We start from the raw sequence: 12,512 nt of genomic DNA on the forward strand, positions 1-12,512 counted from the left end.
GCCTGCCGGTCGTCAGCGTTTCTATCCTGCTTACCCCCGCTCCTTCCCTATTGCCGCCGTTCTCTTTTGCCACCTGAGATTTCAGGCTGGCTGGTGCATGCCTTTTTTATCCACTTTTCCCTTTTCTGATCATGAAAAAGACCTTTACGCGTCCGATTCTCCACCTCTCGCTGGCGGCCACGGCCGTGGTAGGCGCGCTGGCCTGGAGCGGCCAAAACACCCGTCTGGAGGCTTCCAGCCACCGCGAAGCCCCGCTCATCGCCGATGACCTGTTGGCTGACAACACGGACGTTTACGCCTTCCGTGACCCTACCAATTCGGAGATGATTAATATCATCGCCAACTTCATTCCGTTCCAGCTGCCTCAGGGTGGTCCGAACTATTATCATTTCGGGGAAAATATCCGCTACGAGATTCACGTCAAGAATGACGCGACGACTGTCGGCGATGATATCACCTACCGCTTCACGTTTACGCGCACAAACCAGGATCCTACTACCCACTTCAATATCCGGTTGGGCAAGGAAAACCTGAAAACGACGTATACGCTTGAGCAGAGCATAAAAGGTGCGGCTTTCACGACGTTGGTAACCAATGGTATTGTGCCGCCCTACAACGTAGGCCCACGCGCTATTACCGGTGCTGCCGGTTTGGGCGCGGCCAGCTATGAGGCGCTCTTCAATGGTGGCATTCAGAACCTGCCCTCTGGCGGGGGTCGGGTGTTTTGCGGACCGGTTGATGATCCTTTCTTCGTAGATATTGGCGGCATTGAGGATCTGGGCGGCATCCGCTCGGCCAGCGCCCGCGACGGCTTGTACCACAAAAACGCCAATGCCATTGCCCTGCAGATTCCGATTTCGGCGTTGCAGAAAACTGGCAAAACCGGCGCGCAGGCAGCTAATATTCTCGACCCGGACTACGTAATCGGGGTATGGGCTTCGGCCAGCCGGCCCGCTATCCGTACATTGAACACAGATGGTACTCAGACTACCTCGGGTGCTTACGTGCAGGTATCTCGCCTGGGTATGCCGCTGACCAACGAAGTAGTAAACCCGATTGGTAATAAGGACGAGTACAATGCTCGCACACCTTATAATGAGAACCGGGCATTTGATACCAACTTCGTGAACCCTGAGTTGAGCCTGTACATGGCTGATGACAACCCGGTCAATGGGGCGGCTCCTAAGCCTCCGGGACAAACGTATTATGGTGAAGCGGTTCCAGGCTTTAACAAGTTGCGCATCCAGTCGAAATCGTTGGCTGGCAGAACGGGGCTACCCGCTAATGGATTTGACTTCCGCAACGGGGCCAATGGCCTGTCGGTGCTGACGACGGCGCAACGCGCCGGAACTGTATTTGCCGACCCTACCTACGGTCCTATCCTGCTTCAGGCTGGTAAGCCCCGCTCGGTAGACTTGTTGCCAATCTTCCAGACGGGTGTTCCAAACTTAGCTCCGTATCAGTTGGCTACCGGCAAAAACGGCAACCCATTGGCTGCCGGCAAGCCCTTCATCAACAACTTCCTGCCTACACTGGGTGATATGCTGCGCCTGAATATGGCTGTGCCCACCACGCCCCGTAACTCGGCTGACTTCAGCTCGGAAGGGCTGCTGGCCGCTGCGGTATTGGGTCTGACGGACGCACGGTTCAACACGACTACTACTCTGCAGGCCATTCCAAACATGGATGGTTTCCCGAACGGCCGTCGTTTGGAAGATGACGTGGTACGTATTGAGCTGCAAGCAGTTGGCGGTGTTGTATTGGCTTCGCTGGGTCTGTGGTATGACGATTTCGGTCCTGCGGCTACCAATCCGGTTACACCTCAGCTGAACAACGTACTGACCTTCACCACGGGCATAGAGCGCAACGATACTACGCTCCGGGCGGCGTTCCCTTACATGCAGCTTCCATGGAGCGGCACCAAAGCGCAGCCAACCGTGACTTCGCAGCGTGGAAGCTCTGCTTTGGGCCTGCAGTCATCGCCGGTGGCAATCGGTCAAAACTATCCTAACCCGTTCAACGAGCGGACTACTTTCCACTACGAAGTAGCTAAAGCCGGGCCACTGACGCTGACTGTGACGGATATGATGGGTCGCAAAGTAGCTACGGTCTTCAATAACAAAGAGCATAAAGCCGGCACCTACGACTTCGTTTGGAAAGTGCCTACGCTGGCTGCCGGCACCTATATTGCTACCGTAAAATCGGGCGCAACGGTGCTGCAATCCATCAAGCTCGTTCATACCAACTAGCCATAGCATATCGGCACAGTTGCCAAGCCAGTCTATTTGCAGCCGTGTCGATATTGTGGTAAATTGATAGCCGGGCCCGGATGAGCCCGGCTATCTTTTTGGAACTATCAGAGGCCAGCGCTACGCTGGCCTCTTTTACCCACTTCTTAAATAAAAGCTTTGCGTAAGTATCTCTACCCAATTCTGGTGCTTTGCTTTGGAGCGGCTATCGCGGCCCTCTTTTTCTTCCGTAAGCCCGAACTCATTCCAAAGCTGAAAGAGCGCCACGGCGACCTTACCCTGGGCGGGGAATGGCTGAATACCAAAAATGCCATCGGTGGTCTGATGGCGGAAATCCGGGCCAAGCCCGACGATAACAAGCCCAAGCTGCTGCTGGCCCAGGCGTATATGCAGGAGGCGCGCGTGACCGGCGACCACCCGTACTACGATATGGCCGCCATGCAGCTGCTGAACGGCATTCTGAAAAAAGAACCCAAAAACTTTGAGGCACTGTGCTGCAAAGCTTCGTTGTGCCTCACCCAGCACCACTTCTCCGAAGGACTGGCCGTGGCGCAGCAGGCAGTGGAAATAAATCCGCACAATGCCTTCGTATATGGCTTGCTCTGCGACGCTAATGTAGAACTGGGCCGCTATGACGAAGCCGTGAAGATGGCCGACAAGATGAACCAGGTGCGGCCTGATCTGCGCTCTTATTCCCGTGTGTCGTATCTGCGCGAGATTTATGGCGACTATCCGGGGGCTATAGAAGCTATGGATATGGCCGCTAAAGCAGGCTATCCGGGCTTGGAGCAGACCGGGTGGGCCCGCACTACCTTGGGACACCTGTATGAGAATACCGGCGACTTGATTAAGGCTGAAAACCAGTACCGGCAGACCTTGCAGGAGCGACCTTTTTATGCCTACGCGCTGGCCGGCCTGGGCCGGGTGGAAAAAGCCCGTCAGAATTATCCGGCGGCCATCGAGTACTTCCGCAAGGCCCGCGCTACGGTGAAGGACTACGCCTTCGCCGACGAGTTGACGGATCTGTACCGCCTGAACCACGAGCCGGCCAAAGCCACGCAAATGGCCAAGGAAGCCATTTCGATGCTGGCCGAAGATGCCAAGGAGGCCGACGAAAACGAGGAAATGGGCCACTACGCCGACCGGGAACTGGCCTACGCCTACCTCAAAACCAACGAGCTGGACAAAGCCCTGGCGCACGCCAAGCTGGAATACGACCGCCGCCCCGACAACATCGATGTGAACGAAACCCGGGCCTGGGTGCACTACAAGCGCGGCGAATATAAGGACGCACAGACCTACATGGCTAAAGCCCGGCGCACCAGGTCGCAGAACCCAACGCTGCTGTGCCGCGCCGGCCTGATTGCCACCAAAAACGGTAACGCCGCCGAGGGCCAGGCCCTGATTCGCAAGGCGCTGAGCACGAATCCGTATTTGAGCATGGACCTGGCTGATGAAGGCAAAAAGCTGCTGGCCGCTAACTAAGGGGCATTTTGCTCCGGCCCTGACAAAAGCTTCCGGCCGCTTGGCGGTCGGCTCTGCCCTGGTGCTGCTGCTCATGGCGCTGCCGCAGCTGGCCGCGGCGCACGTGCTGGATGTGGACTTGAGCAAGCTGTCGCGCACCGACATTGCCTGGACTTATATCAAGCTGGGCTACACGCACATTCTGCCGCTGGGCCTGGATCATATTCTGTTCGTGCTCAGTATTTTCTTCCTGGAGCCGCGGCTGAAGCCGGTTTTGTGGCAGGCCACGGCCTTCACGGTGGCCCACTCCATCACGCTGGGGCTGGCTATTTATGGCTTCATCAACCCGCCGGCCGGTATTATTGAGCCGGTCATTGCGCTGTCCATCCTGTTTGTGGCCATCGAAAACATCTTTGCCGAGCGGCTGAATCCGTGGCGCGTGGCCATTGTGTTCGGGTTCGGGCTGATTCACGGCATGGGTTTCGCCAGCGCCCTTACCTCGCTAGGGCTGCCGCGCTCCATGTTTTTTGAGTCGCTGATTTCCTTCAACGTGGGCGTGGAATTGGGGCAGGTTTCGGTAATTCTGCTGGCCTGGCTGCTCATCGGTCACTGGTTTGCTCACAAGCCCTGGTACAAGCAGCGCGTGGTGGTGCCGGCTTCGGTTATCATCGGCCTGGTAGCAGCGTACTGGACGGTAGAGCGGGTTTTCTTCGCCTGAAATGCTTTCAGTTGCTCATTATAAATTCCTCATTACTAATTTCTAAAATGCTGCGCTCCGTCCTCGTTTTGCTGCTGCTCTGCCCCTACCTGCTGGTAGTGTGCGCGGGCCTGGTGAACCGGCCGGAGCCGCCGCGCTACACGGCCGCGCATCCTTACGTGCATAGCAAAACGTGCCAGCAGCAGAACTACCTGCGTCTCGACTGCTTCAGCACCTGCAACGGCGACCAGCCCACGCTGACCAAAAACATCAAGCCCCTCACGCCGCACCAGCTGCTCACGCTCAGCAAAGGCATCGATCTGCACTGTCTCACAGCTTCTGTAGTACTTCCCAACGCCGTATTTCGGCGCGCCCGAAATTTTGGACCGGGTATTATTCTGCGGGTGCAGACGGGCTTTGAAGGGAAATTATACGCACCACCCCGTCGGGGATAAGTCGAGGGCTGGCCTAGAACGGGCCGGCTAAGCACCGCGCGCACCAGACTGCGGCTGCTCGTCTTGTCTTTTTTACCCTGCGGCCGCTGGCAGATGCTTTGCCATGCCCGGTCGCCATTTCCCGATGGTATGCAACCTTCCGTTACAACTTTTTCGGTCGCTCCGGCCAACCCCGCTGTGCGGTCAGCTGGCATCAGACTGCCACTTCAAGCCCTTGCTCAACCCGTGGCCTCGCCCGCCCATCTGCCGCAGGAGCAGGCCCACAAGGTCCGCAATATCGCCAGCCTCCACGCGCATCGTGCGCAGGTGCTGAACCAGCGCCGCAACGCCATCCGTTCGTCTGCTAAGCGTTGGTAAGCATGAAGAATTCTTACCCAAATCATCGATTAGCCGCCTCAGTGGCCGGACTCAACGTGCTGCTACAGCGCTTACGCGCTACGACTTTCCAGCGGCCACGAGCAGCCTGGCGGCGGCTCGTGGCCGGGCTGCTGTGCGGCTTGCTGGCCTTGCCCCTGGCTGCTCAAAACCCTGCTTTCCTGCGCGGCTTCGTTGCCGATTCGGCCTCCGGGCAGCGCCTGCCGGGCGTGGGCGTGCAGCTGCTGGGCCAGCCCGGCGGCACGGCCACCGATGCGCTGGGCAACTTCCGTTTCGGGGGCTTGGCGGCCGGCACCTACGCCGTGCAGGTCACGGCCCTGGGCTATGCTGCCCGCCCGCGGGTGGTGCTGCTGCAGGCTGGCGAAACCCGCACCATAGCGCTGGCGCTGCCGGCAGTGGCCTTGAGTTTGCGCGAAGTAACCGTGTCGCAGCCCCGGGACGTGAACCAGTCGCTGGCGGCTATTTCGCATATCGACCAGGCACTGCGGCCCCTGAACTCGGCGCAGGATCTGCTGCAGCTGGTGCCGGGGCTGTTCATTGCCCAGCACGCGGGCGGCGGCAAGGCCGAGCAGATTTTTCTGCGCGGCTTCGATGTGGACCACGGCACCGATTTCGCCGTGAGTATCGATGGACTGCCGGTGAACATGGTGAGCCACGCCCACGGCCAGGGCTACGCCGACTTCCACTTTGTGATACCCGAAACAGTGGACCAGCTGCGGGTGTACAAAGGCCCCTACACGGCCCGATTTGGCGATTTTGCTACCGCCGGAGCCGGCGACTTCACCACCAAAACCAGCCTGGAGCGCAGCCAGGTGAAGCTGGAGCTGGGCCAGTTTGACACGCGCCGGGCCGTGGTGCTGCTCAATCTGCTGGGGGCTGATGGCCTCGCTGGCCGGCAGCTGCTCAGCAAAAAGCCCGAAAGCGCCTACGTGGCGGCCGAATACAGCTTCACCAACTCCTACTTCGACGCCAAGCAGCACTTCAACCGCTTCAACGGGCTGGCCAAATACACCGGTCAGCTCTCGGACAATACGTCGCTGATGCTGCTGGGCTCCCACTTTGCCTCGCGCTGGGATGCCAGCGGCCAGGTGCCGGAGCGCGGCGTGCGCGAGGGCCTGATTTCGCGCTTCGGCAGCATCGATCCTACCGAGGGCGGGCGCACCAGTCGCACCAACGCCACGGCGGTGCTGACTACGGCGCTGCCGCACGACGCCACGCTGCGCCAGCAGGCCTACTATTCGAAGTACGATTTCAGCCTGTACTCCAACTTCACCTTTTTCCTGCAGGACCCGGTGAACGGCGACGGTATCAACCAGACCGACGACCGCCACCTGCTGGGCTACACGGCTACGTATGAGCGAGATACCCAGCTGGGCCGGCGCGACCTGCACTCGGCGCTGGGCGTGGGCACCCGCAACGACTTTTCGGACCTGGGCCTGCGCCACACCGTGCGGCGCAGCGTGCTGGACACCCTCACGACCGGCCGGCTGTATGAGCGCAACGTGTACGCCTACCTCGACGAAACCCTGCGCCTGACCGAGCGCCTGACCGTGAATGCCGCCGTACGCGCCGACGTATTCACGTTCGACTTCCGCGGCCTGCTCTATGACACTACGGCCCTGGCCCTGCGCCCGCTGCGGGGCCGCACGAGCCGGGCGCGGGTGTCGCCCAAGCTGAACCTGTACTACCAGCTCACGCCGGCCGTGCAGCTGTTTGCCCGCTCCGGCTTCGGCTTTCACTCCAACGATGCGCGGGGCGTGATTCGGGGCACGGGCGCCGACAACGTGCTGCCCCGCGCCCTGGGCTATGAGGTGGGCAGCACTTTCAAGGTCGGGCCGAGCCTGGTGGTGAATACGGCCCTGTGGGCGCTGCATCTGCAGGATGAACTGGTGTATGTGGGCGACGCGGCCGAGGTGGAAAGCAGCGGCCCCACCCGCCGCTTCGGGCTGGATGTGGCCGCCCGCTACCAGCTCACGCGGGTCCTGTTTGCCGACCTCGACCTGAACTACAACCACGGCCGGCAGGTGCAGGCCCCCGCCGAGGCCCGCTACATTCCGCTGGCCCCCAGCTTCACCAGCATCGGCGGGCTCACGCTGAAGCAGCCCGGCGGCCTGAGCGCCAGCCTGCGCTACCGCCATCTCAACGACCGCCCCGCCAACGACGACGGCAGCATCCGGGCCAAGGGCTACTTTCTGCTCGATGCCGTGTTGAGCTACACCAAAGCGCGTTTTCAGGTGGGCGCTACGGCCGAAAACCTGCTCAACGCAACGTGGAATCAGGCCCAGTTTGCCACCGAAACCCGCCTGCCCAACGAGGCCCAGCCCGTAGATGAACTGCATTTCACGCCCGGCACGCCGTTCTTCCTGAAGCTGAATGCCAGCGTGTTTTTCTGAGCTGGGAATGCCTATGCTGGCGCAACGCCGCTGGCGGAAGTCTGAAGCCGCAGGCGTGACTTCCAGCCGCCCGCCCGCGGTCAGTCTCCAGACTGACGACCGTTGCACGACGACCGTTGAACGATACACCACCTGATTTCCACCCTAATCATACCTGACCTGGCGGCGCTATCTTTGGTACTTCCGCCAGCGAAGAACAGTTGATGAATTTCCGAACTCCCTTATTCAGCGGCAAAACCTCGTTCTGGCTGCTGCTTCTGCTGCTGAGCGGCTGCCAAACCGCCGAGCAGCAGCAGCAGGAAAAGCCGCGCCCCGCCACGACGCGGACGGCTCCCGCCCGCGCCACTGCCCCCGCCGACACGCTGCAGCCCCCGCCGCTGCCGCCGCTGGCCGCGGTGCCGGCCGAGCTGCGGCGGCGCATTGGCCAGCTGCACGCGGCGCTGGGCACGGAGGCCGCCGAACTGCGGCCGGCCGTGTGGGAACGGGCCTGCGTGGGCTATCTGGTGCTGCGGCAGCAGGGCAAAGTGCGCCGGTCGGGCCTGCTGGCCGTGGCCGATATGGAGCTGCCCTCGTCCAGCCAGCGGCTATGGGTGATTGATCTGCGGGCCGGCAAAGTGGTGCAGCGCAGCTACGTGGCCCACGGGCGCGGCTCGGGCCGGCTGCTGGCGCGGCGCTTTTCCAACCGCATCAAGTCGGCGTGTACGGCGCTGGGCTTCTACCGTACGGCCGATACCTATGGCGGCTCGCACGGCCTGTCGCGCCGGCTGCGGGGGCTGGATGCGGGGCAGAACAGCAATGCCGAGGACCGCTACATTGTGCTGCACGCCGCCGACTATGCCGGCCGCGCCCACCTGGCGCGGCACGGGCAGCTGGGCTACAGCCGGGGCTGCCCGGCCCTGCCGCCCGAGCAGTACCGCGCCGTGATTGGGGCCGTGGGTGAGGGCGCGTGCCTGCTGCTGAGCGGCGCGGCCCTGCAGTCGCGCTGGCTCGATGGGGCCGCGGCGGGCCGGGCCTTCGCGGCGCGGGGCTGGAACTAGGTTGGCAGGCCGCGCCGGAACCGCCGTTTTTGCGTAGCCTTGCGCCCTCAATGCCGGTTTGCGCTGGCTGCTGCCCTACACTCCTCTACCTCACCCGATGCCCAAAGGAACGCTGCTGCTCATCGACGACGAAACCAGCCTGCGCCAGATGCTGGCCCGGGTGCTGGAGCTGGAAGACTACACCGTGCTGCAGGCCCCCGACGCCCGCCGCGGCCTGGAACTGCTGCGCCAGCACGCCGACGAGGTGCTGGTGGTGCTGAGTGATGTGAAGCTGCCCGATGGCCACGGCCTCGACCTGCTGCCGCGCTACAAGCAGGCGGCGCCGCTGGCCGAGGTGATTCTGATGACCGCCTACGGCACCATTCCCGACGGCGTGCGGGCCATGAAGGAAGGCGCCTTCGACTACCTGACCAAAGGCGACTCCGACGACCAGCTGCTGGTAGTAGTGGAGCGCGCCGCCGAAAAAGCCCGCCTGCAGCGCCGCGTAGCCGACCTCGAGAAAAAAGTAGGCGCCCAGTACAGCTTCGCCAGCATGATTGGCCGCTCCGGGGCGCTGCTGCAGGCCAAAAAGCTGGCCGAGCGCGCGGCGCCCACCGACAGCACTGTGCTGCTGGAAGGTCCCACCGGCGCCGGCAAGGAGCTGTTTGCCCAAGCCATCCACCAGGCCAGTCCGCGCCGCAGCAAGCCATTCGTGGCCGTTAACTGCTCGGCCTTCCCGAAGGACTTGCTGGAGTCGGAGCTGTTTGGGTACCGGAAGGGCGCGTTTACGGGGGCTCTGACGGATAAGAAGGGCTTGCTGGAAGAAGCTAACGGCGGCACGCTGTTCCTAGACGAAATTGGGGAGCTGGAGTTGAACGTGCAGGCCAAGTTTCTGCGGGTGCTCGAAACCCAGCAGTTCACCAAGCTCGGCGACACCAAGCCCACCAGCGTGAATGTGCGCATCATTGCCGCCACCAACCGCAACCTGCGGCAGGAAGCCGAGCAGGGCCATTTTCGGCCCGACCTCTACTACCGCCTGGCCGTATTTACGGTGCCGGTGCCCGGCCTGAACGAGCGGCGCGAGGACGTGCCGCTGCTGGCCGAGTACTTCCTGCAGTTCTTTGCCGGCAAGCTGCGCCGCCGCCTGCGCGGCCTCGAGCCCGAGGTGCTGGAGCAGCTGCGCCGCCACGACTGGCGCGGCAACGTGCGGGAGCTGAAAAACGTGCTGGAGCGCGCCGCCATCCTCGCCGACGGCGACACGCTCACCACCGACGACCTACCCGCCGACTTCCACTACTTCGCGGCCGCGCCTGCCGCCGACGAAGCCTCCGACAAAAGCCTGCGCACCCTGGAAAAGCGCCAGATCCGGCAGGTGCTGCTGGACACCGGCGGCAACAAGATGGAAGCCGCCCGCCAGCTCGGCATCGGCACCAAAACCCTCTACCGCAAAATTCAGGAGTACGGGCTGTAGAGACGCGACACTTCGCGTCTCGTCGTTGAACGATTGTCGTAACAACCGCCGCACCTGATTCCCCCCGCCCCCAGGGTTGAATTCCTGGGCTACGTAGCGCCCAACGATTCTCGCTGACTAGCCCAGGGCTTCAACCCTGGGACGCACGCACCTCGTCAAACCGGGTTATTCTGACTGCTACACCGGGTCAGAATGACCCGGTTTTTTTGTGGCCGTCAAGGTCGTAAGGCAGTTGAAGAAAAATATACTATCTGATAATCAATTATATAAACAGGCTATGCAAAGCAGCAGCGGAAACCGGATCTGGATTGGCAAGAGGCCACGAGCAATCCAACCGCGCAACTGCTGATGAATTCTTTCCTGATGATTCCGGTGCTCACGGCCGCTGGCCTGGCGGGCTTCTGGCTCTTCTACAAGTCCGTCGATTTCTTCGACCAGATCTAACCCCGCCCCGCCATGATGGTCGCCCTGTTTTTCCTCTCCCTCGCCACGTTCGGCTACCTCTGCTACGTGCTACTGCGCCCGGAGAAATTTTAGTTTTCCCAGCCGGTCATGCTGAGCCTGTCGAAGCATCTCTACCGCTTCGCTGTAGCGCTATTCAGGCGAAGCGGTAGAGATGCTTCGGCAAGCTCAGCATGACAGACGCTCCCCAAGACCCTACAACAATGACCAACGAACTACTCAGCATCGGCGGAATCTACCTGATGACGCTGGTGCTGGCCCTGCCGCTGGGCGCCTACCTGGCCCGGGTATTTCGGGGCGAAAAGAACCTGCTGGATTTCATGCGGCCCGTGGAAAACGGCATCTACCGGCTTTCGGGCATTGATGCCCGCCGCGAAATGAGCTGGCAGCAGCACCTGGTGGCGCTGCTGACCATCAACCTCGTGTGGTTTCTGCTGGCTATGCTGGTGCTCTGCACCCAGGGCAGCTTGCCGCTCAACCCCGACGGCAACCCCAGCATGTCGCCCGACCTGGCCTTCAACACGGCCATTTCCTTTCTGGTGAACTGCAACCTGCAGCACTACTCCGGCGAGTCGGGCCTGTCCTACCTCTCGCAGATTGTGGTGATAACCTTCCTGCAGTTTGTAAGTGCCGCTACCGGTATTGCGGCGGCTGTGGTGGTGTTCAACGCCCTGCAAACCCGCGCCACTGATAAGCTGGGAAACTTCTACGACTACTTCGTCAAGAGCCTCACGCGCCTGCTGCTGCCCGGCTCCCTGCTGGTGGCCCTCATCCTGGCCTTCAACGGTACGCCCATGACGCTGCAGGGCAAGCAGCAGCTCATCACGCTGCAGGGTGATTCGGTGGCGGTGAGCCGCGGGCCGGTGGCGGCCATGGTGGCCATCAAGGAGCTGGGCACCAACGGCGGCGGCTTCTACGGCGCCAACTCGGCCCACCCGCTCGAAAACCCCAACTTCCTCACCAACGCCGTCGAAAACATTGCCCTGACCGTCATTCCGGTGGCCATGGTGTTTGCGCTGGGCTTCTACCTGAAGCGTCGCAAGCTAGCCTACATGATTTTCGGGGTGATGACGCTGGGCTTCGTGGTGCTGCTGGCTCCCACCGTGTACTACGAGCTGCACGGCAACCCCGCCATCGACCGGATGGGCGTCAGCCAGGCGATGGGCGCCATGGAGGGCAAGGAAATCCGCTTCGGCGCGGCGGCCTCGGCCTACTGGAGCATCACCAATACCATCATCAGCTGCGGCTCTGTGAACTCCATGCACGACTCGTTCATGCCGATTTCGGGCCTGGCGCAGATGCTGGGCATGATGACTAACGCCTTCTACGGCGGCTGCGGCGTGGGCCTGCTCAACTTCTTCGCCTACCTGATTATTGCCGTGTTCATTGCCGGCCTGATGGTGGGCCGCACGCCCGAGCTGCTGGGCAAGAAAATCGAGGCCCGCGAGATGAAGATTGCCGTCATCGTGACGTTGCTGCACCCGCTGCTGATTCTGGCGGGCACGGCCCTCACGGCCCACCTCTACGCCGACAACCCCACCGAGTACGCCGGCTGGCTGGCCAACCCCGGCTACCACGGCTTCTCCGAGATGCTGTATGAGTTTACCTCGGCCTCGGCCAACAACGGCTCCGGCTTCGAGGGCCTCGGCGACAACACGCCCTGGTGGAACATCAGCACCGGTGTAGTGCTGCTGCTGGCCCGCTTCCTGCCCATCATCGGCCCGGTAGCTATAGCCGGTCTGCTGGCTCGCAAGAAGTACGTGCCCGAAAGCGCCGGCACCCTGCCCGCCGACACGGCCACCTTCGGCGTGATGGTGTTTTTCGTCATCTGGATCATCGCCGCCCTGGCCTTCTTCCCGGCCCTGGCCCTGGGCCCGCTGGCCGAGCACTTCTCGCTGTATTAGCGCTAGTCGCCTCACGTTCGCCTCAC

9 protein-coding genes are annotated in these 12,512 nt (G+C 61.8%); all 9 read left to right on the plus strand.

Features of this window, described 5'->3' with window-relative positions; genetic code table 11:
- Positions 1-131: 131 nt before the first annotated feature.
- The 9 genes from BUB62_RS05045 to kdpA all read left to right on the plus strand — a co-directional run bounded on the left by BUB62_RS05045 (position 132) and on the right by kdpA (position 12,486).
- On the plus strand, positions 132-2,249 hold the full coding sequence (locus BUB62_RS05045; protein ID WP_073106972.1) for a DUF4331 family protein: 2,118 nt from the start codon (positions 132-134) through the stop codon (positions 2,247-2,249).
- A gap of 159 nt (positions 2,250-2,408) precedes the next feature.
- Positions 2,409-3,734 (plus strand): tetratricopeptide repeat protein, encoded by a 1,326-nt coding sequence (locus BUB62_RS05050; protein WP_073106974.1) that lies wholly within the window; start codon positions 2,409-2,411, stop codon positions 3,732-3,734.
- Between the two features lie 40 nt (positions 3,735-3,774).
- Positions 3,775-4,431, plus strand: coding sequence for a HupE/UreJ family protein (locus tag BUB62_RS05055; protein WP_234988633.1), 657 nt, complete (start codon positions 3,775-3,777; stop codon positions 4,429-4,431).
- 47 nt (positions 4,432-4,478) lie between these two features.
- Positions 4,479-4,865: a hypothetical protein gene (locus tag BUB62_RS05060; protein WP_073106976.1), complete on the plus strand. Its 387-nt coding sequence runs from the start codon at positions 4,479-4,481 to the stop codon at positions 4,863-4,865.
- Between the two features lie 359 nt (positions 4,866-5,224).
- Positions 5,225-7,633: a TonB-dependent receptor gene (locus BUB62_RS05065; protein WP_084538838.1), complete on the plus strand. Its 2,409-nt coding sequence runs from the start codon at positions 5,225-5,227 to the stop codon at positions 7,631-7,633.
- 203 nt (positions 7,634-7,836) lie between these two features.
- On the plus strand, positions 7,837-8,670 hold the full coding sequence (locus tag BUB62_RS05070; RefSeq protein ID WP_073106982.1) for a murein L,D-transpeptidase catalytic domain family protein: 834 nt from the start codon (positions 7,837-7,839) through the stop codon (positions 8,668-8,670).
- Between the two features lie 97 nt (positions 8,671-8,767).
- Complete coding sequence (locus tag BUB62_RS05075; RefSeq protein ID WP_073106983.1) at positions 8,768-10,120, plus strand: sigma-54-dependent transcriptional regulator; 1,353 nt, start codon at positions 8,768-8,770, stop codon at positions 10,118-10,120.
- Between the two features lie 459 nt (positions 10,121-10,579).
- Positions 10,580-10,657, plus strand: a complete 78-nt coding sequence (gene kdpF, locus BUB62_RS19775) for a K(+)-transporting ATPase subunit F (protein ID WP_143164046.1) — start codon at positions 10,580-10,582, stop codon at positions 10,655-10,657.
- A 128-nt stretch (positions 10,658-10,785) separates the two neighbouring features.
- Positions 10,786-12,486 carry a potassium-transporting ATPase subunit KdpA gene (kdpA, locus tag BUB62_RS05085; protein ID WP_073106988.1) on the plus strand — a complete coding sequence of 567 codons (1,701 nt, stop codon included), beginning with the start codon at positions 10,786-10,788 and terminating at the stop codon, positions 12,484-12,486.
- Positions 12,487-12,512 lie beyond the last annotated feature (26 nt).

This window comes from Hymenobacter daecheongensis DSM 21074, assembly GCF_900141805.1.
Lineage (GTDB): Bacteria > Bacteroidota > Bacteroidia > Cytophagales > Hymenobacteraceae > Hymenobacter > Hymenobacter daecheongensis.

Coding starts and splice junctions, on each gene's coding strand:
- BUB62_RS05070 (WP_073106982.1), top strand. CDS start 7,837: ATGAATTTCCGAACTCCCTTATTCAGCGGCAAAACCTCGTTCTGGCTG.
- kdpF (WP_143164046.1), top strand. CDS start 10,580: ATGGTCGCCCTGTTTTTCCTCTCCCTCGCCACGTTCGGCTACCTCTGC.
- BUB62_RS05065 (WP_084538838.1), top strand. CDS start 5,225: ATGAAGAATTCTTACCCAAATCATCGATTAGCCGCCTCAGTGGCCGGA.
- kdpA (WP_073106988.1), top strand. CDS start 10,786: ATGACCAACGAACTACTCAGCATCGGCGGAATCTACCTGATGACGCTG.
- BUB62_RS05075 (WP_073106983.1), top strand. CDS start 8,768: ATGCCCAAAGGAACGCTGCTGCTCATCGACGACGAAACCAGCCTGCGC.
- BUB62_RS05045 (WP_073106972.1), top strand. CDS start 132: ATGAAAAAGACCTTTACGCGTCCGATTCTCCACCTCTCGCTGGCGGCC.
- BUB62_RS05060 (WP_073106976.1), top strand. CDS start 4,479: ATGCTGCGCTCCGTCCTCGTTTTGCTGCTGCTCTGCCCCTACCTGCTG.